27 protein-coding genes are annotated in these 20,450 nt (G+C 63.1%); 15 read left to right on the forward strand and 12 right to left on the reverse strand.

What is annotated here, in order from left to right; all coding sequences use genetic code 11:
- Window positions 1-32: 32 nt before the first annotated feature.
- From QJT78_RS30550 to QJT78_RS30605, 12 genes are all read right to left on the reverse strand, one after another.
- On the reverse strand, window positions 33-350 hold the full coding sequence (locus QJT78_RS30550; protein ID WP_281460387.1) for a hypothetical protein: 318 nt from the start codon (window positions 348-350) through the stop codon (window positions 33-35).
- Between the two features lie 62 nt (window positions 351-412).
- A complete protein-coding gene (locus QJT78_RS30555; RefSeq protein WP_038943352.1) occupies window positions 413-610 on the reverse strand; it encodes a hypothetical protein in 198 nt (65 codons plus the stop codon).
- 17 nt (window positions 611-627) lie between these two features.
- A complete protein-coding gene (locus QJT78_RS30560; RefSeq protein ID WP_281460388.1) occupies window positions 628-1,668 on the reverse strand; it encodes a hypothetical protein in 1,041 nt (346 codons plus the stop codon).
- Between the two features lie 68 nt (window positions 1,669-1,736).
- Entirely contained in the window at window positions 1,737-2,036 is a 300-nt protein-coding gene (locus QJT78_RS30565) for a hypothetical protein (protein ID WP_038943349.1), read from the reverse strand.
- A gap of 13 nt (window positions 2,037-2,049) precedes the next feature.
- Complete coding sequence (locus QJT78_RS30570; protein ID WP_038943346.1) at window positions 2,050-2,388, reverse strand: hypothetical protein; 339 nt, start codon at window positions 2,386-2,388, stop codon at window positions 2,050-2,052.
- A gap of 18 nt (window positions 2,389-2,406) precedes the next feature.
- Entirely contained in the window at window positions 2,407-2,772 is a 366-nt protein-coding gene (locus QJT78_RS30575) for a hypothetical protein (RefSeq protein WP_281460389.1), read from the reverse strand.
- Between the two features lie 314 nt (window positions 2,773-3,086).
- A complete protein-coding gene (locus tag QJT78_RS30580) occupies window positions 3,087-3,482 on the reverse strand; it encodes a hypothetical protein (RefSeq protein WP_038943343.1) in 396 nt (131 codons plus the stop codon).
- A 35-nt stretch (window positions 3,483-3,517) separates the two neighbouring features.
- The gene (locus QJT78_RS30585) at window positions 3,518-3,961 is read right to left on the reverse strand and encodes a hypothetical protein (protein WP_049807629.1); all 444 of its coding nucleotides are present in this window, start codon (window positions 3,959-3,961) and stop codon (window positions 3,518-3,520) included.
- Window positions 3,962-4,056: 95 nt separating this feature from the next.
- A complete protein-coding gene (locus tag QJT78_RS30590; protein WP_157790141.1) occupies window positions 4,057-4,245 on the reverse strand; it encodes a hypothetical protein in 189 nt (62 codons plus the stop codon).
- A gap of 214 nt (window positions 4,246-4,459) precedes the next feature.
- Window positions 4,460-4,696, reverse strand: coding sequence for a hypothetical protein (locus QJT78_RS30595; RefSeq protein ID WP_038943340.1), 237 nt, complete (start codon window positions 4,694-4,696; stop codon window positions 4,460-4,462).
- Window positions 4,697-4,708: 12 nt separating this feature from the next.
- Entirely contained in the window at window positions 4,709-4,903 is a 195-nt protein-coding gene (locus QJT78_RS30600; RefSeq protein ID WP_038943339.1) for a hypothetical protein, read from the reverse strand.
- Window positions 4,904-5,720: 817 nt separating this feature from the next.
- A complete protein-coding gene (locus tag QJT78_RS30605; RefSeq protein WP_157790142.1) occupies window positions 5,721-6,032 on the reverse strand; it encodes a hypothetical protein in 312 nt (103 codons plus the stop codon).
- Between the two features lie 834 nt (window positions 6,033-6,866).
- Here QJT78_RS30605 and QJT78_RS30610 point away from each other — a divergent pair.
- The 15 genes from QJT78_RS30610 to QJT78_RS30680 all read left to right on the forward strand — a co-directional run bounded on the left by QJT78_RS30610 (window position 6,867) and on the right by QJT78_RS30680 (window position 20,434).
- Entirely contained in the window at window positions 6,867-7,175 is a 309-nt protein-coding gene (locus QJT78_RS30610; RefSeq protein WP_157791152.1) for a hypothetical protein, read from the forward strand.
- A gap of 11 nt (window positions 7,176-7,186) precedes the next feature.
- Complete coding sequence (locus tag QJT78_RS30615; RefSeq protein WP_028151835.1) at window positions 7,187-7,699, forward strand: hypothetical protein; 513 nt, start codon at window positions 7,187-7,189, stop codon at window positions 7,697-7,699.
- Between the two features lie 4 nt (window positions 7,700-7,703).
- Window positions 7,704-9,416 (forward strand): terminase large subunit, encoded by a 1,713-nt coding sequence (locus tag QJT78_RS30620; protein ID WP_038943336.1) that lies wholly within the window; start codon window positions 7,704-7,706, stop codon window positions 9,414-9,416.
- A gap of 59 nt (window positions 9,417-9,475) precedes the next feature.
- On the forward strand, window positions 9,476-11,104 hold the full coding sequence (locus QJT78_RS30625; protein ID WP_038943335.1) for a phage portal protein: 1,629 nt from the start codon (window positions 9,476-9,478) through the stop codon (window positions 11,102-11,104).
- A gap of 37 nt (window positions 11,105-11,141) precedes the next feature.
- On the forward strand, window positions 11,142-12,509 hold the full coding sequence (locus QJT78_RS30630; protein ID WP_157791151.1) for a S49 family peptidase: 1,368 nt from the start codon (window positions 11,142-11,144) through the stop codon (window positions 12,507-12,509).
- A 38-nt stretch (window positions 12,510-12,547) separates the two neighbouring features.
- Window positions 12,548-13,573, forward strand: coding sequence for a phage major capsid protein (locus tag QJT78_RS30635; RefSeq protein WP_049807627.1), 1,026 nt, complete (start codon window positions 12,548-12,550; stop codon window positions 13,571-13,573).
- Window positions 13,574-13,721: 148 nt separating this feature from the next.
- Window positions 13,722-15,104 (forward strand): phage major capsid protein, encoded by a 1,383-nt coding sequence (locus tag QJT78_RS30640; RefSeq protein WP_049807626.1) that lies wholly within the window; start codon window positions 13,722-13,724, stop codon window positions 15,102-15,104.
- A gap of 83 nt (window positions 15,105-15,187) precedes the next feature.
- Window positions 15,188-15,682: a hypothetical protein gene (locus QJT78_RS30645; protein WP_049807625.1), complete on the forward strand. Its 495-nt coding sequence runs from the start codon at window positions 15,188-15,190 to the stop codon at window positions 15,680-15,682.
- A gap of 77 nt (window positions 15,683-15,759) precedes the next feature.
- Window positions 15,760-16,431 (forward strand): SAP domain-containing protein, encoded by a 672-nt coding sequence (locus QJT78_RS30650; protein WP_038943330.1) that lies wholly within the window; start codon window positions 15,760-15,762, stop codon window positions 16,429-16,431.
- Window positions 16,432-16,495: 64 nt separating this feature from the next.
- Window positions 16,496-17,173 (forward strand): hypothetical protein, encoded by a 678-nt coding sequence (locus tag QJT78_RS30655; RefSeq protein ID WP_028151839.1) that lies wholly within the window; start codon window positions 16,496-16,498, stop codon window positions 17,171-17,173.
- Entirely contained in the window at window positions 17,173-17,526 is a 354-nt protein-coding gene (locus QJT78_RS30660) for a hypothetical protein (RefSeq protein WP_028151840.1), read from the forward strand. Before QJT78_RS30655 ends, QJT78_RS30660 begins: the two co-directional genes overlap by 1 nt.
- Window positions 17,527-18,180 carry a hypothetical protein gene (locus QJT78_RS30665; RefSeq protein WP_038943327.1) on the forward strand — a complete coding sequence of 218 codons (654 nt, stop codon included), beginning with the start codon at window positions 17,527-17,529 and terminating at the stop codon, window positions 18,178-18,180.
- On the forward strand, window positions 18,180-18,653 hold the full coding sequence (locus QJT78_RS30670) for a phage tail terminator-like protein (protein WP_038943326.1): 474 nt from the start codon (window positions 18,180-18,182) through the stop codon (window positions 18,651-18,653). Before QJT78_RS30665 ends, QJT78_RS30670 begins: the two co-directional genes overlap by 1 nt.
- Before the next feature lie 10 nt (window positions 18,654-18,663).
- Window positions 18,664-18,885 carry a hypothetical protein gene (locus QJT78_RS30675; protein ID WP_038943325.1) on the forward strand — a complete coding sequence of 74 codons (222 nt, stop codon included), beginning with the start codon at window positions 18,664-18,666 and terminating at the stop codon, window positions 18,883-18,885.
- A gap of 67 nt (window positions 18,886-18,952) precedes the next feature.
- Window positions 18,953-20,434: a phage tail tube protein gene (locus QJT78_RS30680; RefSeq protein WP_038943324.1), complete on the forward strand. Its 1,482-nt coding sequence runs from the start codon at window positions 18,953-18,955 to the stop codon at window positions 20,432-20,434.
- Window positions 20,435-20,450 lie beyond the last annotated feature (16 nt).

The raw sequence follows: 20,450 nt of genomic DNA on the forward strand, positions 1-20,450 counted from the left end.
CATAAACGTCCTGCCTGACCGGCTACTGCTGTTCAGCGGCGCTGACGGCGATCATCAGGTGGGGGAGTTTCAAGTGACCATACCCGGGGGATTTTGACCGACCCACGGGGGCTTTCGCCTTCCCGGACAACGCGACCGGCCGCAATCCGTTGTTGGAAGCCCCCGACCATGGTTGCGGTCTGGCATTGCATCGCGGCCAGTAACTGGTGTTTACCGGAGATTGGCCGCCCCTCAATCGTCAAGATAGGCACGCGCGTTAGCCATTGCGCCTTTTGTTCGTCCGTCATGTTGGCGATCTGTTGCGCCAGCTGGCGCGCCTTTTCTTTGTTCGGATTCTCTTTCTTCCGCATGTTGTTTTGCTCCTTTCGAGTTGCGCACAATCGCGCGATGGAAACCGGCCGCGGCCGAGTGATTACTTCCAAGCCTTGGCTACGCGAAAGCCTCCGCCGTCGATAACATCGCGGGATTCAAGGCTGGCCAATCCCTCGGCCTCGAATTCGCGCGCCGCGGTTTCAAACCTATGGCCAGGGTAAAGCAGGACTCCACCCGGTGCGGCTTGCTTCAATGCGCCAAACAATGCGTTGCGTTCGTTAATCGAGGCCTTCCGCATGTCGTGTCCTTCCAAAATCAGCCGTAGCCGAGGGGGTAGGCCGAGGCGCCAAATCGAGGCGCAAGCGGGAGGCGCGCGACCGGCGCGCCGAGCGACGTTGACGCCAGGAAGCGCGCGGCCAGGCGCGGCGCCGCGGGACGCGCGGCCGGCGCGACGTCCGCCGCGGCCGGTTGCTCGGCCGGCGCCTCGGCCGCCGTTACAAGCCGGAGGCGCGGCGCCTCGGCCTCGGCTTTCGCGGCCTCGGCCGCCTTCTCCGCCGCAAGGGCGGCCGCGTCGGCTTGCCGGCGCGCCTCGGCCTGGATATCCATCCGACGAACGTCAATTTCCAGCCGCGACATTCCAGAAAGCCGCAACCGCCTATCTTCAATGCGCGCCGATAGCTCGGCCGCGCGGCTTTCATCGGCGCCGGCTTGCTCGGCCTCGGCCAAAGCGATTCCATACTGCAGCCGCATGAATTCGGTGCGCGTCAAGCCTTCGTCCGGCGCCTTCTCCGGCAAAGCCTCGGCCTCGGCCGTCAACGCGATTGCGTCGAATGTGCCGCGGCGCGCCTCGGCCGTCCGTTCGCTGCAATCGGTCGCGTCGAATTCGGCGCCGTTGTCGCACGCGATGGAAGCGATTGCGGGAATCGTGACGATATAGGAATCAGCGGAGAAGGCACCGGCCGCGGCGCGCGCAATCCGCGCGCGGTAGTAAGCGAAAGCAATCCGGAGGCCTCGGCCGATATTTAGCGGCTTGCCAGGCAATGAAACGGCCGGCGCGCGGACAACGGCGCCGCATGCAAACGTGACGGTAAGCACGGGCGATTTACCAAGCCGCCGGCCGTTCGCGGATTGCGGTATGGCATAATCCGCCCATGGTGCGAAACGGCTTTCCGGCGCCTCGGCCGAGGCTTTGGGCGCGGCTTTTGTGGCAGGGATAGCCAATCGCAGCAAATCCGCAACGGCGCGCCAGTTAGCCGCGCCAGGATCCTGACAGGCATTGTCATAGGCGAGAATGGCCAGCGTCTTACGTTCGGAGGCTTTCGCCGCGCGCGCCGCCGTCAAATCAATCTGATGCATGGGAAACGTTCCTTTCAAGTTTGCGCACAATCGCGCCGGTTGGATTGCTCGGCCGAGGCCGAGGCGGATTAGCTCTGCAGTTTGGCCAGGCGCCGCGCGTCGATTGCGGCGCGAATCTCTTTCTTGAACCGGCCGGCATATTGGCCATGAAACGCGCGGGACGTTGCTACGGCGCGATCTAGCGCAAGCTTTGCGGACCGGTAGCGCGGTGCGAATTTGATAGCATCGGGAGTCAATCCCATTGCACCGCGCGCGGGAATTCCGAGCTCGGCCGCCAATGTGTCCCGGATTGCGTCATGGCATGCCGTTGCGTCGCGCAAGGCTTGCTCTAGTGCGGCCGAGGCGGCTTGATACTCTGCAAACGTCATTGCCTAATTTCCCTCAATAGCCGGCCGCCTCGGCCGCATAGTCGCGTTGGCTGGATTCGCCTTCCTGCCAATCCGGGAAACTTTCTCCGGTTTCGGTATCGTGATAACCGGCCGTCAAGCGGTCCGCCGCGCAATGGCTGATTCCGCTACGGGTTAGCCGGCCGTCACAATCGGCGCCGTCGTTGCACCATTCAACGGTTACGGTGCGGCCGTCGAATTGAAAGGCATTGCTTTCGCGGTGCCATCCTTCGTCCGTCCGGCCGCCGTGCGAATGGTGCACCGTCTGGCCAGGCCGCAACTTGATCTTGACGGCGCCGGATTTGTGATAGTGCCAGAAACGCGCGGTTTTCATTGGTTCGGTTCCTTTCCCTCAATCGTTCAATCGATTTTGCGCGCGCAATTCCGAGCAATCGGCGCCGGCCGCCTCGGCTTTCTGCAGCGCGCGGATTGCATCTTTCCGCGCAAGTGACATATCAGCGCCGGCAGCATTGCCAGCGTCATAGCGCCGGCAAACCGAATGCCAATAGCCGATTGCCTCGGCCGCATGATCGCGATGCAATGCCGCGCGCGCCGCGGCCTCGGATTGGTGCAAGCCGGGCAATGCGCCTTTTTTATCGGCCGCGACATAACCGCCAGAAACCGAGAAAATGGAAAGCCTTTCGCGCGGTCCGGAAACAAGACGCGCGTTTGCGTCAAGATTCGAGGGATGCGCGTTTAGCGTAATTCGTTCAATCATGGTCTAAGCCTCCGCTTTCAAGCCGGATTTGCGGCGATACCAAGCCGTAACGAGGCGGCTAGGCTCTAAACCTTTTTCGCAAAGCCAACGCGCGCGCCGCATATGTGAATAGTCGACTCCGCTCCACGACCGGCCGCGATCAAAATCAATGATGGAATTGTGAATAATCGACATGCAAAGCCGGGAGTCGCGGTCGTATGCAGCGCCGAAAGCTTGGCAATAGGCTTGAACGGCGCGCGTATGGATCATGTTGCTAATTCGACCGGCCGCGGCCGACATAGCTTGCAGCTGCGAAACGTCACTAGGACTAAACATTATGCGGCCTCCATTTCGCAAACCGGAGTCCAGCCCGTGGCGCGATCATAGGAGGCCGCGCGCGCGATCATGGGCGGCCGGCGCAATTCATCGTCCGGACCGATAAAGCCGTAGCGTTCCGGTTGTGAGTCAAACGTGGCCATGGCCGAGGCATGTTGCGCGGCGCGCCAGGCATTGAACGCGCAAACGATATCGGCCGGCAACGGATTGGCACCGCGGACAAGCATTCCGATTCCGGTTTGCATCGCGCGGCGGACGTCGTCACCGTTTGCAATCGAGAGTTCATAATCGGAAACACTATGGCGGAATGAAACCTCAAAGGTTTCGGTTGCGGTTGTGACGGCATACGCAACCGTCCCCATATAGCTGCAGCGAAAGCGAAACTTCGGAGTCATAGTCTAGCCTTTCGAGTTGCGCACAATCGCGCGGGTTAGCGGATAACTTGGATTGAGGCGCCGTCGGGCAAATAGACTCCGCCTCCACCCGACGAATTGCGGCTTTCAATTTCGAGATGGATAGGAAGCCAACCCGTCGATTTGCCAACCCAAAAACGCGCGTTGTAATCTGGCGCCGTAACGTGCACGCGCTTTCCTTCCAGGCCGATCAATCGCGATTCCAGCAAAGCCGGGCAACGCGTTTTTGTCCGTTCCGCATGTCGCGCGCCGGCCGCCATGACGGCGCGGTAAACCTGATAATGCTGGAACGTGCCGGGTTTGAAGGCGCCGAATCCCGCGGGGACGTCACTAGCAGGAAGCCAGGCCGCGACTCCGCGCGCCCATTTCTCCGCGACGTCGAAACCTAAGCAGGAATAGCCGCCGGCCGCGCGTATGACATAAAGCCGGCTTTCGGTATTTATCGACGCAAGATCGCTCATTTAGTCCAAATCCCTTTTCGAGTTGCGCACAATTGCGCATGGTCCGCTTTGGCGTTCCCTTGTGCGGCGCGCCTCGGCGCCGCACCGTGGCAACGTCAATTGCCTTCGTCAAACCGCGCGGCCTCAAAGTCGCGGCTAGCTTGCTCGGCCTCGGCGCCGGTAAGCATGCGGCGGCTTTGGGGAAAGTAAAACGCGCGCGTTCCCACGGGGATAAAGCGGCCGGTACGATCGCTTGCCGGAAACTTCGTAACAATCCATCGTGGATCATTTCCGAAACGTGCCATTGGCGCCGCCTCCGCTTAGGTGCACGAATTCAGAAAGGCGCGTTTTCCGTGACGTGCAGCAAATCGGCGAGTCCGCTTATCGTTCGGCTTGCGATCAGTCTCATGACGGGCATAACGCATAGTCGTTTCCTTTCGTGGTTGCGCACAATCGCGCGGTTTCGGCAGGGTTGCCGGCTAAGCCGAGGCGCCGCGGCCTCGGCTTAAACTGCAAACCTCAGTTAATACGCTGGCAGCTGCTATCCTTCGGATTCCAGCTAATCAGCATATCGTTTGCGCGGATCGAATAGCCGCGCGACATACGGACGGCGCGCGGTGCGGTCCGGCCGGTTTGCTGCAGCCAGCGGCCGCAATCCCATGCAATGCCCGATGCACTCGAATGATAGAAAGGATTGCGCGCCTCGGCCGGCGCCTCGAAACCTTGCTTTGCCTCGGCCGTCAAATCGGTTGCCATGATCGCGCGTCCTTAGTGGCGCGAAAGGTAGGGGACGAGCACGGCGCGCGCTTCGCGAATCTTGGCGAGGCGATGCGGTGCGATGGTCTGATCTTTTTCCGCGATGCGGTGCGCGGCGCAAAGCACGCGGTGCGCTGCATGCCATTCGCGCGCGCGAATGAGGCTATCCGCATGGTTGAGCATCGCGACAAGGGCGGGCTTAAGCATGGTCTCGACTTCCTTCTGAGTTGCGCACAATCGCGCGGTTAGGTTGACTGGTAGGCTAGTGAGAACCTGTAAGGCTAATCCGCAGATTGCCCGCGTCCGCCCTAAAGCCAATGCCTTCGCGTACAAGGCCGGCAATTACTGCGAGGAACTGTTCCAAATCGCGGCAATCAACAGTCATGATCGAATCCCTTTGGTTTTGCGCACAATCGCGCGGATAAAAACTAGCGGCGGACGTAGCGGCGCCGGCGCGCGCGGCGCCGAGATCGCGGGGAAACATCGCTGCACTCGAAAGCCGCAAGAATGATCCAGGCGAGAACGGACACGGCGAAAAGGATAGCGGCCGGAAACATGGGGTTGGCGATGCAAAAGGCGATAAAGGCTTGCATGGCTTAAGCCTCCACCGCGGCCGGCTCGAAACCGTGACGGCGCTTGAAACATTCGCCGCGATAGCAGGCAAAAGCGCGCTTAGCGGTGCGGAATTCCCAAACGTCGGCCGAGTTGCGATAGCTGAATTCGACGCGATACGGCCGGCGCGCGTTGGAAGCGTCGCGGTTAGAGTAACGAGGCCGATAGCGTTGCCAGGAATGAAACCGTAGTTAATCCGGGAGATTTGCTTAGCCATGTCGGCCGGCCTTTTCGGTTGCGCACAATCGCGCGTTTCGTGTCCCGCACATGCCTATATCAGCGGCTGGCCGTCAAGAGGGAAAATGCAATTCAGTGAAAATAAGTTGCGAAAATGCAGAAACAGCGCCGTATCTGTCACTAACCAGTGACGGCCGAGGCCTCGAATAGCTCGGCCGGCGCGGTCGCGGCGGGATCATTCGCGCATCGCCTTGTGCACTCGGCCGAGGCGCCGGACGTCCGCCCATGCATCCGCGGCGCCGATACCGGCAAGCACGGCGCGACATTTAAGGCCTAGCTCGGCCGTCCCGCCGTTCTGCCGTGCAGCTGTAACGGTATTCGGCGAGATGAATAGAACGGCCGCGGCCTCCCCATTGGAAAGGTCTAACTCGGCTTGCCAGGCCTGGAATTCGGCCGCCGTGATTCGCTGTGCGGTGGCGGCCGAGGCATAGGCGCGGGACCGCGCCACGGTTTTGCTAATCGTCGATTTGCGAGGCTTGCCGGTCATTCTGTTTTCACTCCGCCGTGACTCTTCCCGGGTATCTAAGCCGGCAACTATCACAAATCAGGGAAAGGCCGAGGCCTCGGCTTGCAATCGTCAACGGGTTTTGCGCGGAACCGGATTTGACAGCCGACTCCGGAACTGATTCACAGCAGGCACGGTGATTAACCCGTCCTATTCGTGAGAGTGCGGCTTTTGGGCCCGATTGATGCGGCCGCACATCTTGTCTGACGAGGCGCACAGGTGCGCCCCCATGTCCTCGATACCGTCAACCCGCACCGTTACGACTTCGTCCGTCGTGGGTGATATCGTCGGCTTTAGGCCGGCAGCTGGCCGGCCACATGATCGGCCGGCCTTAGAGCGCGGCGCCGTCGGTAGCGTTGTGGCACTGCCCGTTATCAGGATTGAGCGGGACGCAACGGCCGACGCATGGGACGGCTTGCCAAGTGACAGCGCCCCGCACCATGCGGCGCTATGGCCAGAGCAGAGCTAGGCGCCGAGGCCTCGGCGCTTGCCTGCCACGTCAACCCGTCACTACCAGACAACGCTAGCCGTAGAGGCGAGGGATTGCCGCGCGGCGCGGCGCGCCGGCTTGCCAGGTACCACCATAGCCGCCTCGGCCAGGCCTTAGCATCGCATCAATCGGGCGAAACGAGGCAAAACAGCCCCAAACCCGGCCGTTTCGCCAGCAAAAGCCGCCCACCACCCCGGGGGGGGGTGAATTCCCGGGCAAACCGCGGGGGCCGACCGCCAGGGGTCTCATTTGGAGATTTTTTTGGGTCGGCCGAAATTTTGGGTTCTGGCGTCATTTTTGACGATTTCGAGAAAAACGGGAAATTCATGCGCGGCACCGGTCAGACGAAAGCGATGGTCGAAAAGCTGCCTGAGACCGGATCGGTCGTCGTGGTGCACACCGACCCGCTGCGCTCGTATGTCCGCGACATGATCCTGACCCTGCGCGGATCCGAGGTGCTTGGACGCACTCGGATCGAGGTGATCAAGAACCGCGCGGCTGCGGATCGGTTGGTCGGCCTGCGCGTGCCCGTGTTCGTTGACCACGCCTTCGCCGACCATGTCAGCCATGACACCGCATCTGCGGTTCGGGCTTTGGCCGACGGGACGAACTCGATGTTCCGGAAGGCCGGCTAAGGAATCCCAGGATGGTTGAGCGTAAGGCCCGCGGCAAAGCTGCGAAGGCGAAGTCGCGCGCCAAGGCGGCCAAAAAGGGAAAGCGCAAAAGCGCCGGCCGGCCCGAGATCAAGGTCACCGCGTCCGATCGGGAAAAGGTCGAGATCCTGATCGGCGGCGGAATGGCGGTCGAGGAAATTGCGGCCGCTGTGGATATGGCCGTGAACTCGCTGAAGAAGCACTTCGGCGCCGAGCTCAAGCGGGGGCGCTCAAGGAAGCAGGCCGCGATGCTCGAGGCGATGTTCAAGGCCGGCGTCGGCGGCAACGTTTCGGCGCAGAAGGCCTACATGCAGCACAGCCTGCTGGCGGCCGCTGACGACAAAGTCCAGGGAGCGGCTGAGCCGGCTCCGGCACCGCGCGCGCCGCGAGCCTACCAGGGCAAGAAGGACGCCGCCCAGGAAGAAGCCATGACGGCCGGCGCCGGAACGGAGTGGGGCAGCGATCTCGATCCTATGGCGCCGCAGCCCGGCGTGAAGCCGAACTAGGCCCATGGGGCTGGTCGTCCGCGATTGGCGGACCGCGCTTCCCGACTGGGAGAGCCGGATACTCGAGCGGAAGTCGCTCATCCCGCCGAACCTGAGGCTGTTCGACGCCGAGGCCGAGAAGGCGCTTCGGATCTTCAAGCGGCTGAAGGTCCCCGACATCGAGCCGCACGCGAACGGCCAATATTGGACGCACGGAGAGGCGTGCGACGAGTGGGTGTTCGACCTGGTTCGGGTCGTCTTCGGTTCATACGACGCCTCGATCAAGCGGCGGATGGTCCAGGAGTATTTCCTCCTGGTGCCGAAGAAGAACGGCAAGTCCTCCGTGGCGGCCGCGATCATGGTCACCGCGGCGATCATGAACCGGCGGCCGGAAGCCGAATTGCTGCTGATCGCGCCGACGAAGAAGATTGCCGACATCGCCTTCAAGCAGGCGCACGGCATCATCAAGCTGGACACCGAGCTCAAGAAGCTCTTCCACCCGCAGGTGCACCAGCGGACCCTGACACACCGCCGCACCGGTGCGGTGATCATGATCAAGGCGGCCGACAAGGACGTCATCACCGGGTCGAAGGCGACCTTCATTCTGGTCGACGAGACGCACGAATTTGCCGCAAAAGCGAAGGCGGCAGACATCTTCACGGAAATCCGCGGTTCGCTGGCGTCACGGCCCGACGGGTTCATGATCCAGATCACGACCCAGTCCAAGGATCCGCCCGTCGGCGTGTTCAAGGACGAGTTGCAGACCGCGCGCGATGTTCGCGACGGCAAGGTAGTGCTGCCGCTGCTGCCGATCCTGTACGAGCTCCCGTACAAGATCCAGGACAGCGAGGAATGGCAGGACGAGAAGTTCTGGCCGATGATCAACCCGAACTACGGGCGATCGGTCGACCCGGTGTTCCTGACCACACAATTGATCAAGGCGAAGCGTACCGGCGCTGCGGCGCTGGCTCTTCTCGCCTCGCAGCACTTCAACATCGAGGTCGGCCTGCGGCTTCGCTCCGATCGCTGGGCTGGCGCCGACTTCTGGGAGAAGACCCCGGAGAAGGTTTCCTCATTCGAGGAATTGCTCCGGCGGTCTGAAGTGGTTGTCGTCGGCATCGACGGCGGCGGGCTCGACGACTTGCTCGGTCTCGCCGTTCTCGGCCGTGAGCGAAAGACGGGCAGGTGGCTGCTGTGGTGTCGGGCCTGGGCGCACAAGATCGTCCTGGTCCGGCGCATGGAGATCGCGAACGCGCTCCTGGATTTCGTCAAGGAAGGCACGCTGACCATCGTCGAGAAGCCGGGCGAGGATGTGGTCGCCGTGGCCGACATCGTCATGACGATCGAGGAAGCCGGTAAGCTCGCGGAAGGCCCCGCGATCGCGGTCGACGCCGCCGGCATCGGCTCCATCGTCGATGAGCTCACCAGCGAGGAGCGAGGCTTCGAAAAGGACCGCATCGTCGGTATCGCCCAGGGTTGGAAGCTCAACGGTGCCATCAAGGACACTGAACGCAAGGTCGCCGGCGGTGAACTGATCCACGACGGCTCGAAGCTGATGGCCTGGTGCATCGGGAACGCGAAGGCAGAGCAGCGGGGCAACGCCGTGGTGATCAACAAGCAGGCGAGCGGGACCGGCAAGATCGATCCGCTGATGGCCCTGTTCGATGCGGTCTCGCTGATGTCGATGAATCCGGAAGCCGCCGGCTCTGCCTACGAAGAAGAAGACGTTCTGGTGTGATGCTGGCTGCCTCGGGCGCCGCGCGCCGGTAACCCGCAACTCATCAGGACAGATCGCCCATGGGTTGGAGAGACACGCTCGCGGGCGCATTCGCTCCGCGATCACAACTCGATCGCTGGGCGGCCGACGTCACGGACGCGATTGAGCGCGATGATGACGACTTTTGGTACTCCGAGCTCGGCCGGAAATCGAAGGCCGGCATCCGCGTCACCGCTGATATCGCCCTGCGCGCCTCCGCGGTTTATTCGTGCGTCAAGGTGCTCGCCGAAACGATGGCATCGCTCCCGATGTCAGTCTATCGGGTGCAGCCCAACGGAGACCGCGAGGAGTTCAACTCGCACCCGATAGGCGAACTGATCCGGTATCAACCGAACGGCATCCAGACCGCGGTCGAGTTCTGGGAAACGACCATTTTGCATGCCGCACTGCGCGGCGTCGGTTTCGCCGAGATCAAGCCTGGCGCGCGCGGTGCCGTCGACCAGTTGGTCTCACTGCACACCGACCGGGTGACGACCGAGGTCATCCGCGACGGCACGCTACGGTTCAAGATCACGGATCCGTTCACCGGCGCCACGCGGACGCTGTTGCAGGAGGAGATGTTCCGGATCCCGGGACTGTCCAGCGACGGCGTCAACGGTTTGCGTGCGGTCGATATCGCCGCCGACGCAATCGGTCTCGGCATCGCCGCCGACAATTATGCTTCGAGGATCTTCTCGAATAATCTCAACATGGGCGGCTTCCTGTCGTCCCAGAAGAAGATGTCGCCGGAGGCACAGCGCCGGCTGATCACGAAACTGGTCGAGATGTTTGCCGGCGGCAACAACGTCGGCCGACCGATGATCCTGCAGGACGGGATCAAATACGAAAAGGCTTCGATGCTGGCCTCCGAGGCCCAGCTGCTCGAAGCCCGGAAGTGGCAACTGCTTGAGGTCGCGCGGTTCTGGCGCATCCCGCCGCACATGCTCGGCATCGACGACACCACGAACCGGTCAACGGTCGAGGAGCAGTCGCTCAACTTTGTCCGCTACACCATCCGGCCCTGGGCCCGCCGCATCGTCCAGGCGATCCGGCGCGATCTCATCCTCGCCAAGGGCGTCTACGAAGTCGCGTACGATTTCGACGATCTCGAGAAGGGCAATCTGCAGGCTCGTGCCGATTACATCTCGAAGGCGCTCGGCGCCGGCGGCACACCGGCCTGGCTGACGCAGAACGAAGCCCGGCAGTGGGAAGGCTGGAATCGGCGATCGGAGCCATGGGCCGACGTTCTGCCCCAGGGCACGAACCCCGGCGGCGGCGCAGCAGGTGCTAAGCAGCCAGCCGCACTTGCCGCACCGGCCGAGACACCCGCGATCGAGGACAATTCGCCCGACGCCCGCGCGCGGCGTCTCGCCGACAAGGAAAATAAGGCCTTCGGCAAGGCGCTCGTCCGCCATGCCGGCGATGCGGACGGCATGCGGGATTGGATCAAGGCCTTCTACGGCGGGCACGTCAGCAGCGTCATGAAGATGCTCGACATCCGTCGGGATGGAGCCCGCGCCTACTGCGAATTCCAGAAGCGCGAAGCGCTCGGAGCAAACGATTGGCACGCTCTCCTCGAGACGCGTGAAGAGAAACTCGCGGCAACGATCGCCGCCGTTCTGAAACAGCACGAGGTCGAACATGGGAACGATGCGCCGATTCAAGCGTGAGATCCGCTCAGTCAACGGCCGGGTGCTTGCGTTTGACATGCGAAACGGTATTGGCGCCGCCATGACGCCGCTGCTGGAGCGGATTGTCCGCGGCAGCGTCGATGATGCCGAGCTGCGTGAGATGTTCCTGGACCGCACCGAGTCCGCGCGCAGCTTCTGTGTCGAGGACGAGGGGACCGACATCGAGGCGGCCCGGCAGCGCGCCGAGAAGATGGCTGCGCCGGTGATCGTGCCGGGCACCAAGACCGGTCGCTTTACCGCGCTGGTGTCGTGTCACGGCATCGCGATGTACGACGTCGAGTACCAGCCCTATGCCTTTTCGACCCTGCGCCTCTCGCAGGTCATCGGCCGCCTGGCGGCGGATCCAAGCATCGAGACGATCTTCATCGATTGCGACAGTCCGGGCGGCTACGTCACCGGCACGCAGGAGGCTGCCGATGCGGTCTTCGCGGCCCGCAAGAAAAAGCAGGTCGTTGCGCTGATCAATCCGCTGGCGGCATCCGCGATGTATTGGATTGCGAGCCAGGCCGAAACGATCATCGGCGTCCCGTCGGCTGACGTCGGCTCGATCGGCGTCTTCATGTGTCACTACGACTGTTCCGCGATGCTGGCCGACATGGGGATCAAGCCGACGTACATCTACGCCGGCGAGTACAAGACCGAGGGCAATTCGTCGGAGCCGCTGAGCGCCGAGGGCAAGGCTTTCTTCCAATCGCAGGTCGACGGCACGTATTCTGACTTCGTGAATGCCGTGGCGCGCGGCCGCGGCGTCACCGCACAGGTCGTCATGGACAAGTTCGGCAAGGGCCGCGTCTACGACGCCCAGATGGCGAAGAAACTGGGCATGATCGACGACATCTCCACCATCCAGGGCGCGCTGGCGAGCTGGGGGATCCCCGACATGTCACAGGAGGCCAATCGTCGGCGCGCCTCCGGCGACCAGACTGCGGAGCCGGAGCAGGCCGAGCCTGCGGCGGAAGAGGCCGCGTACGATCCCAAGGCGCCGCTCAAGGTCGACATGGACGTGCTGCTCACAGAAGGATGTGAAAGCCTGGTCTTCCGCCAGGTCAGTGCGCCCGGCGTCATCACTACCTATGCCGACGGCCCCTGGCCAGCGAAGGTGCGGATCGATCCCGAGGTCATCAAGGGCGGGGCCGACCGATGCCTCCTCGAGGCCAACGGCACTATCACGATCGCTGTCGCCAATGGTGCCGCGGTCTACACCAAGATCCACGAGACGGCGTCTGGTGTGTGGATCTGCAAGCTGGAGGAAAACAGTTCCTTCACGCCGCCGCCTGGCGCTGAGCCGGAAGCCACGACGGAGCCCGAGGCGCCGGCGGAAACGCCGGACAACAAGGCTGAAGCCGAGCGCGTTCGCGTCCGTCTCGCGATCCTCGCGGCCTGATCGCCAAGCCCCATCACTCGCAGAAAACGGCGGTCATCATGAACGCACCCATCCGGCATGCCGATCTCGAGGCGCTGGTTACCGCGCTGATCGCGTACGGCAACGGTCATCGCAACATCGAAGGGCTCGTACCGCAGGCGACCGCGACCGGCATCGGCGAGGGGCAAGCCTCGATCGGCGGCTTCCTCGTGCCGGAAACCGTAGCATCCGAGATCTGGATGCGGATCTATGCGACTGGCCGTATCATTAGGCACTGCGCGCCGCAGCCGATCACCCGCAGGGCCGGTGTGAAGGTTCCGGCAATCAGCGAGACCAGCCGAGTCGACGGATCGCGGTTTGGTGGCGTCCGGAGTTGGTGGGTCGATGAAGGCCAAGCCCCGACAGCTTCGAAGCCGAAGTTCGATCAGGTCGGGCTTCTGTTGAAGAAGCTTCTGACCATCATCTATGCGACGGATGAGCTCACCGAGGATGTACCGGCGCTGAGCGCGTTCCTGGAGCGCGTTATGTCGCTCGAGATGCAGTTCACGATCGAGGACAAGATCATCAACGGTACCGGCGCCGGTGTGCCGCTGGGCGTTCTCAATTCAAGGGCGCTGATCGTTGTCCCGGCAGAGGGTGCCCAAGCCTCGCAATCCGTGTTGTATGCGAACCTCGCCAAGATGGTCGGCCGTCTGTGGCCCGCATCCTTTGCGACCGCCGTGTGGGTGATGAACAGCGACGTGTTCAATCTTCTGCTCCAGATGACCAATGCGGCTGGCGCTCCCGTTGTGGTCGCGGACGCCGCCGGCGTCATGCGACTTCTGACGATCCCGGTTGAGGTTTGCGAATACAACCCGACCATCGGCAACATCGGCGACATCATGCTGTGCGATTTCGGCCAGTATCTGCTGTCGCAAGCCTCCGACCCGATCGAGCGCAGCATCCACGTCCAGTACGTGACCGACGAGACAGCATTCAAGCTGCGCTACCGCGTCGACGGCAGCCCGGCCTGGATGACCCCGGTCACCCCAAGAAACGCGACGCTGACGCAGTCGCCCTTCATCGCGCTCGGCGCGCGCCCCTGATCTGACATCCGAATTCGCGGAGTAGGGGCGCTGTAGCGACCCCGATCTTCGCGTGCAAACGCGGGCTCTGTCGAGACCGCAACTTCCGACGAGTCCATCCCAACCAAGGCGCCCCGAACACGGGCGCCTTTTTTATTGGAGACGCGAAATGCGTATCAAAGTTCTTCGCCAGAAGAAGGCAGACCTCCTCGTCGAGGCCGGCGCTCTGGCAGCGAAGCTCGATGCCAACACCATCACGCCGGATGAGATGTCGCGGCTGAACCGCATCACCTCGACGACCCCGGCCACCGCCACCTCCGCCGAGATCCCGAGCGAACTCGCGACGGTCAACGCCGAGATCGCCCGCGAGGAGTTGCTCATGGAAGAGCGTCGCGGCATGGAGTCGGCGAGCCATCTCAGCGCCGATACCCCGGCCGAGCGCGCCGCGCGCGTCCCGGCCGAGCCGAAGCAGCAGCCCGAGAAGTTCGGCTCCTTCGGCGAGCAGATGATGGCGATCGCGCGCGCCGGCATCCCCAACTCCACGCCCGATCGCCGCCTCGTCATGGTGCAGTCGGCAGGCCCGACCGGCGTCAACGAGAGCGTGGGCTCGGAGGGCGGTTTCCTGGTGCAGAGCGATTTCCAGGATCAGTTGCTGGATGACCTCTACGCCGGCGGCGACATCCTGTCGCTGATCAACCCGGGCAAGATCGGCCTCTCGGCCAACTCGAACGGCATCCGCCTCAACGGTGTCGACGAGACCAGCCGCGCCAACGGCTCCCGCGCCGGCGGCATCCAGGCGTTCTGGACCGGTGAGGCCCAGCAGAAGACCGCCACCCAGCCGAAGTTCCGTCAGATCTCGATGGAGCTCGATAAGCTGACCGGCCTCTGCTACGCGACCGACGAGTCCCTCCAGGATGCGGCGGTCCTCGAGCCTTGGCTCAAGGAGGCGTTCAACACCGAGTTCACGTTCAAACTCGAAGACGCCATCGTGAACGGCACCGGTGTCGGTATGCCGCTCGGCATCCTGAACAGCGGCGCGCTGGTCACGGTCTCGAAGGAGGCCAACCAGGCGGCCAACACGCTGCTGTCGATGAACATCCTCAAGATGTGGTCGCGCCTGCCGATGCGCAGCCGCAAGAACGCTGTGTGGTTGATCAACCCGGACGTCGAGCCGATGTTCGGCCAGCTCAGCATGCCGGTGTTCAACGTCGACAACTCGCAGATCGTCGGCGGTCTCCCGGCCTATGTGAGCTACACGCCGCCGACCGACAGCGCTTACGCCAAACTGCAGGGGCGTCCGGTCATCCCGACCGAGTACAACAACACCCTCAGCGGTCTCGGCGACATCATCCTGTTCGACCCGACCGCGTATCTCGCGATCGACAAGGGGCAGATGCAGCAGGCGTCCTCGATCCACGTCCGCTTCATCTACGACGAGACCTGCTTCCGCTTCGTCTACCGCTTCAACGGTCAGCCGAAGTGGCGCACGGCGCGTACCCCGTACAAGGGGTCGAACTCGCAGTCGCCGTTCGTCACCCTCCAGGCCCGCTGATCGCGGCGGAAGGTCACTGATAGTCGGGGTCGCCGCGATCGGCGGCGGCCCTTCACCCCATCCCGAAATCTGGAGCCAAAAACATGGCGAAATTCACCTTCCCGGAGCAGTTTCAGATCGTCGAGGCGCTTGCCCCGGCGGCGGACGCTGCCGGTCGCGCGCAGGCCAACGCTGTCAGCCTCAAGAACTATTCGAAGGCCTGGCTCGTGGTCCACATCACTCAGGGCAACGCTGCCACCATCTTGCTGTCGATCCTTCAGGCGCAGACCGTCGCGAAGGCGGGTGGCAAGGCGATCACCAACCCCGTCCGCATCTGGACGAACCTGGACACGTCGCTTGGCGACACCAAGACGCGCCAGGCCGATGCGGTCAACTTCACCACCGATGCGGCGGTCAAGAACAAGATGGTGATCTTCGAGGTCGATCCGGCCTACCTCGATATCAACGCGGCGATCCCGTTCGACTGCGTCTATATGTCGACGGGCGCCTCCAACGCGGCCAACATCACCCAGGCGTATTGGATCCTCAGCGGGCCGCGCTTCGCTTCCGCAACGCCGCCGTCGGCGCTCACCGACTAAGCGCGCAACGAACGAGTCGGGACCGCGTTATCGCGGTCTCGGCTGTTCGAGGGTGTAGCAGAACGGAGAAGTGAACCATGTACGTGCTTCAACTCGCCGGCCGTCAGGACGGCCAGATTGTGGAAATGGATGCGGTCACAGCCAAGGCTGCGATCGCGCAGGAGACGGCCAGGGTGCCGACGGACGAAGAGATCCAAGAGGCAGGTTTCTTGGCAAAGAACCGCGACGTTGAAGTGCCGCCGCGGCAGGTGCTGATTGGCTACCGCGTCGAGCCCAGCCTCGAAGGTCCCGGCTGGGATCTGTTCGATGCCGGCGGCGTCAAGCTGAACAAGGACGAGCCGTTCCACAACAAGCAGGAAGCGATGGACGCCGCCGAGAATTTTGGCCGGCGTGCCCGCGGACTGCCTGAAAAGGCGGACGTCTGGTCCAATCAGGGTGGCCAGGGCGACGGACAGGGGGGCGGCGAGCAGCAGCCCTACGACAAGATGAACGTCGAGCAGCTGCGCGCCGAATCCGACCGCCGCGGTCTCGACAGCAGCAAGGCCACCAAGAAGGCCGACTGGATCGCGCTTCTGAAGCATGACGACGAGGTCAAGGCGGCGATCGCGGCCGGCAATTACGATGCCCTGACGGTCGACGAGCTCAAGGCCTTGGCCGATGCGCGCAAGGTCGACATCTCCGGCAAGTCTGCGAAAGCCGATCTCGTCGCCGCTCTCAAGGCGGCCGATGGACCGGTTGTCTCCGGCTAAGCCGGCTCAGAACTCGCGAAGATCCCGGGGGCCGCGTGCCCCCGGACTGCTTTGAGAGGGCCGCATGTTCACCGTAATCACGCCGGCGGCCAACAAGGACATCACGACCCTCGCCAATCTGAAGGCGGATCTCGGCATCTCCGACGCCGACCATTCCGAGGACCCGTATCTCCAGCGGGCGATCAAGCAGATGACGTCGCGGATCTGCTCCTACATGAACGTGCCGTACGCCCAGGACGGGACGCGGACGATCGGCTTCGAGACGCTCGAGCAGAAGTTTGCCCGGAGCCCTTGGATGCGGTCGCAGGGATGCGAGCTTGTCCTGGCGCGGAAGCCGGTGGCTGAAATCGCCTCGGTGATGGTTGGAGATACCGCCATCGCCGATACCGGCTATGAACTCGATGGACCGGCCGGCATGCTCCGCCGCGTCTGGGACGGCAATTTGACCTCGCTATCATTCCAGCCGACGGATCGGACCGTCATCCGGTTCGATGCCGGCTGGAAGCTTCCTGGGGACGCCAACCCGACGCTGCCGGAAGACATCGAGGCTTGCGTGATCTCGCTGATCAAGGCCACGCGCGCGGCGCGCACCCGCGACCCATTGGTCAAATCGCAGTGGGTGACCGATATCGAGCGCCTCGACTTCTGGGTCGGCGCAGTTTCCGGCGGCGGTGGTGATACCAGTGGGTTGCCGCCGGAATTGACCGGGCTGCTCGATCCCTACTGTTACGAGCCGATGTGATGGACCAGGCCGCCGCAGATCGCGCCCGCGAGGCTATCAACCGGCGTGGCCAGGTGATCAGCATCCGTCGGATGACGAAGACCACGCCTCAGACTGTGGCGAGCCGCGCTGACCTTAAGGCGACGGTCAGGAACTACACGCCGGACGAGTTGGTCAAAGGCATCACGGCCGGGATGCGTCTGATCACGGTCTCGAAACTTGAGTTGGCGGCGAAGGGCTTCCCGATCCCGCCGGTCAAGGGTGATCGGATTTATCTCGGTGACGCGTTCGTCACTCCGACCACGATCGACACCGTGGATCCTGATCATCGCGAGTACCAGGGCTGCTACGAGCTCCGGACGACCGGCAGCTGAATGCCGCGGATATCGACCTTCGCCAAGGATCTGCAATTGGCCACGGCCGGCATCGCGCCGGAGAACATCGGCAAGGAGTTGGCCGCCTTCGCTCGATCCGAGCTCGCCAACGCGATCCAAGAAGGCGAGGGGTCGGAACGGTACGAGAGGTACGTCAACGGTCGCCTCGGCGCACAGGAAGAGACCGTCGTGCCGCCGGGCCCGATCCTGTACGTCTTCCATTGGTGGCGCGAGATCGTAGAATTCGCGCTCCAGACCGCGGTGGAGCGATCGCCCGAGAAGTCCGGCGATTACAAGAAATCGTGGTTCATCATGACGCCCGGCGGCGTCGTGAAAAGCTTCGACGATATCCCGATCAACTCGACGGTGGTCCTGACCAACAATCGCCCGTATGCCCGTAAGATCGACGTCGGCCACATGCGGATGACGGTGCCGCCGGGCATCGTCGAGGACGTCCGCAAGGCGGTGATGGCGCGCTTCGGCAACTTCGTCATCGCGAAACGCACCATGATCCCGTTGCCGGGCGGCTATGTCCTGAAGGGGCGCTTCCGCCGCGGCTACCGGCCATTCGCGCGGACAAAGCTGCGGTCCGACACCATGGCCGGAGCTCAGATGACATATCCGGCTCTGGTGTTGTCGATGAAGGTGCTCTGATGGCGTTCCCCGACGATCCGGTGTTCGCCGCCGTCCAGGCCTATCTCGGCTACACGGACCTGATCAGCGGGGCTTGGGTGCCGGGCGCATGGGATCCGGCCGACGGCACGCTGGTCTACGAGAACGAAAGTGATGGACCGCCGGCGGGTGATGTCTCGACCTGGGTTCTCGTCATGCTCAACAGCGAGCTTTACGGCCAAGAGTCGATCGGCGCCGGCGACCAAGGCTCGAACCGGTGGGATGAAGGCGGGACGCTCTGGCTTCATGTCTTCACGCCGCGCGGTACCGGCTCGAAAGAGGCACGCCGGCTCGCGAAGGGTCTTGCCAATCTCTTCCGCGGCAACAACACGCTGATGAGCGGACTCCTCGAGTTCATGGACGCCGATCTCGGCGCCGGCGACCCGGGGAAGGAAAATGCCAACTACTACCTGATGTCCGTCAGCATCGAATGGCGCGTCATCGACGCGCACTAGGAGCCCGCCAATGAAATACGACGTTCTGAAGCCTTTCAACTCGACCAACCGCCGCTTCAAGCCGGACGTCGAGGGAGCCAACACCGTCGAGGAGACCGACGACGTGTCGCCGCACACCATCGAGACGCTCGAGCGGGGCGAATTCATCAAGGCGCAAACTTCGAAGCCTCCGGTCGCGCCTCCCGAGAACAAGATGGTCGCGGCGCCGGCGGTTGCGGGCTCCGAGAAGTAGCCAGCCTCACAATTTCTGATCTCACGCAAGGCGCCTTCGGGCGCCGTTTTCTTTGGGAGAGCGATCGATGACGTCGGCCAATAGAACCCAGGTTGTCTGCGTGAGGGAGTCGACGCTGGGCGTGACGCCCAACACCCCGCGCATGCGCAAGATGCGCATTACCGGCGAGTCGTTGAGCTTCGCGCCGACGTACGTGGATTCGGAAGAGCTCCGCGATGACCGCATGCTCGGTGATCCGATCAAGACCAACCAGGTCTCGCAGGGCGGCATCAACTTCGAGCTCTCTTACCCCGATGATCTCTCGCCGATGTCCGAGATCATCATGTCGGCATTCGAGAATGCCTGGGTGAACACGCCGCAGTTTTTCAACGACGGCACCGCGGACAGCATCATCACCGATGCCGGCACCGTGGCGAGCACGTATGCGGTGAACGCCGGCGGTACCGCGGTGAAGGTCGGCCATCTCGTCCAGGCCAAGGGCTTTGGCCAGGCCGCCAACAACCAGATCTTCAGGGCGAGCGCATCGACGGCAACGACGGTTGTCGGTGCCACCGGCTTGGTCGCCGAGATGGCGCCTCCCGGCACGGCATCGCTTAAGGTCGTCGGTTTTGCTGGTGCGTCCGGTGACCTCACGGCGCTGGCCGACGGTCTGGGCTCGACCGCTCTCGACTTCACGACGCTTGGATTGGCAGTCGGGCAGGCAGTGAAGGTCGGCGGCAGTGCGGCTGGCACTCAGTTCGCTTTCCTGATCTCGGCCGGCACCAAGGCGCGCGCGGCCGCGTACGCCCGCGTCACCGGCATCGCGGCCAACAAGCTGACGCTGGATAACCTCCCGTCGGGTTGGACGACTGACGCCGGTACCGGCAAGACGATTTGGGTGTTCTTCGGCGACCAGATCAAGAACGGCGTAACGAAAAACTCCCTCTCGATCGAGAAGGGGTTCCTGGCGCAGCCGGTGCCCTCCTACATCACCAACCTCGGCATGTGCGCGAACACCTTCAGCGTCGATATGACGAGCGGCGACAAGATCAAGGGCTCGGTCGCCTTTACCGGCATGGGTGGCGGCATCAGCACCACGACGCTGGATGCCGCGCCTGACGCCGTTACGACCGGCGTCGTGATGGCGGCGAATGCGAACGTCGGTCGCCTCGGCGTGAACCAGGTCCAGCTTGGCGCGCCGAATTGGGCGAAGGGGTTCACGCTCCAGATCAACAACAACCTTCGGTCCCGCGACGCCGTCGACTCCGATGCGCCGGTTGATATCGCGGACGGCGAGTGCACCGTTACGGGTAAGCTGACGACGTACTTCGGCAGCAAGGACGAGGTCGAGGCCTTCTACAACGGCACGCCGCGGCAGATCAATTCTCGCGTCACGAAGAACGGCCAGACCCTGTTCTTCCAGATCCCGCGGGCGATCTACCGCGGCGGCGGCAACCCGCAAGCCACGGCGAAGAACACCGACGTGATGGCGGATTTCGACTGGCAGGCGGCCCAGGACGTGGCGACAAACGCCCACATCATCCTCGACCGTCTCCCCTACGTCGAGTGATGCGATCTCAACGAGA

Origin of the sequence: Bradyrhizobium sp. Mp27, assembly GCF_029953005.1 — a bacterium.
Classification (GTDB): domain Bacteria; phylum Pseudomonadota; class Alphaproteobacteria; order Rhizobiales; family Xanthobacteraceae; genus Bradyrhizobium; species Bradyrhizobium barranii.

Bases quoted from the DNA above. Each gene is read 5' to 3' on its own strand.
- QJT78_RS30550 (WP_281460387.1), bottom strand. From the start codon at position 350: ATGCGGAAGAAAGAGAATCCGAACAAAGAAAAGGCGCGCCAGCTGGCG.
- QJT78_RS30555 (WP_038943352.1), bottom strand. From the start codon at position 610: ATGCGGAAGGCCTCGATTAACGAACGCAACGCATTGTTTGGCGCATTG.
- QJT78_RS30560 (WP_281460388.1), bottom strand. From the start codon at position 1,668: ATGCATCAGATTGATTTGACGGCGGCGCGCGCGGCGAAAGCCTCCGAA.
- QJT78_RS30565 (WP_038943349.1), bottom strand. From the start codon at position 2,036: ATGACGTTTGCAGAGTATCAAGCCGCCTCGGCCGCACTAGAGCAAGCC.
- QJT78_RS30570 (WP_038943346.1), bottom strand. From the start codon at position 2,388: ATGAAAACCGCGCGTTTCTGGCACTATCACAAATCCGGCGCCGTCAAG.
- QJT78_RS30575 (WP_281460389.1), bottom strand. From the start codon at position 2,772: ATGATTGAACGAATTACGCTAAACGCGCATCCCTCGAATCTTGACGCA.
- QJT78_RS30580 (WP_038943343.1), bottom strand. From the start codon at position 3,482: ATGACTCCGAAGTTTCGCTTTCGCTGCAGCTATATGGGGACGGTTGCG.
- QJT78_RS30585 (WP_049807629.1), bottom strand. From the start codon at position 3,961: ATGAGCGATCTTGCGTCGATAAATACCGAAAGCCGGCTTTATGTCATA.
- QJT78_RS30590 (WP_157790141.1), bottom strand. From the start codon at position 4,245: ATGGCACGTTTCGGAAATGATCCACGATGGATTGTTACGAAGTTTCCG.
- QJT78_RS30595 (WP_038943340.1), bottom strand. From the start codon at position 4,696: ATGGCAACCGATTTGACGGCCGAGGCAAAGCAAGGTTTCGAGGCGCCG.
- QJT78_RS30600 (WP_038943339.1), bottom strand. From the start codon at position 4,903: ATGCTTAAGCCCGCCCTTGTCGCGATGCTCAACCATGCGGATAGCCTC.
- QJT78_RS30605 (WP_157790142.1), bottom strand. From the start codon at position 6,032: ATGACCGGCAAGCCTCGCAAATCGACGATTAGCAAAACCGTGGCGCGG.
- QJT78_RS30610 (WP_157791152.1), top strand. From the start codon at position 6,867: ATGCGCGGCACCGGTCAGACGAAAGCGATGGTCGAAAAGCTGCCTGAG.
- QJT78_RS30615 (WP_028151835.1), top strand. From the start codon at position 7,187: ATGGTTGAGCGTAAGGCCCGCGGCAAAGCTGCGAAGGCGAAGTCGCGC.
- QJT78_RS30620 (WP_038943336.1), top strand. From the start codon at position 7,704: ATGGGGCTGGTCGTCCGCGATTGGCGGACCGCGCTTCCCGACTGGGAG.
- QJT78_RS30625 (WP_038943335.1), top strand. From the start codon at position 9,476: ATGGGTTGGAGAGACACGCTCGCGGGCGCATTCGCTCCGCGATCACAA.
- QJT78_RS30630 (WP_157791151.1), top strand. From the start codon at position 11,142: ATGCGAAACGGTATTGGCGCCGCCATGACGCCGCTGCTGGAGCGGATT.
- QJT78_RS30635 (WP_049807627.1), top strand. From the start codon at position 12,548: ATGAACGCACCCATCCGGCATGCCGATCTCGAGGCGCTGGTTACCGCG.
- QJT78_RS30640 (WP_049807626.1), top strand. From the start codon at position 13,722: ATGCGTATCAAAGTTCTTCGCCAGAAGAAGGCAGACCTCCTCGTCGAG.
- QJT78_RS30645 (WP_049807625.1), top strand. From the start codon at position 15,188: ATGGCGAAATTCACCTTCCCGGAGCAGTTTCAGATCGTCGAGGCGCTT.
- QJT78_RS30650 (WP_038943330.1), top strand. From the start codon at position 15,760: ATGTACGTGCTTCAACTCGCCGGCCGTCAGGACGGCCAGATTGTGGAA.
- QJT78_RS30655 (WP_028151839.1), top strand. From the start codon at position 16,496: ATGTTCACCGTAATCACGCCGGCGGCCAACAAGGACATCACGACCCTC.
- QJT78_RS30660 (WP_028151840.1), top strand. From the start codon at position 17,173: ATGGACCAGGCCGCCGCAGATCGCGCCCGCGAGGCTATCAACCGGCGT.
- QJT78_RS30665 (WP_038943327.1), top strand. From the start codon at position 17,527: ATGCCGCGGATATCGACCTTCGCCAAGGATCTGCAATTGGCCACGGCC.
- QJT78_RS30670 (WP_038943326.1), top strand. From the start codon at position 18,180: ATGGCGTTCCCCGACGATCCGGTGTTCGCCGCCGTCCAGGCCTATCTC.
- QJT78_RS30675 (WP_038943325.1), top strand. From the start codon at position 18,664: ATGAAATACGACGTTCTGAAGCCTTTCAACTCGACCAACCGCCGCTTC.
- QJT78_RS30680 (WP_038943324.1), top strand. From the start codon at position 18,953: ATGACGTCGGCCAATAGAACCCAGGTTGTCTGCGTGAGGGAGTCGACG.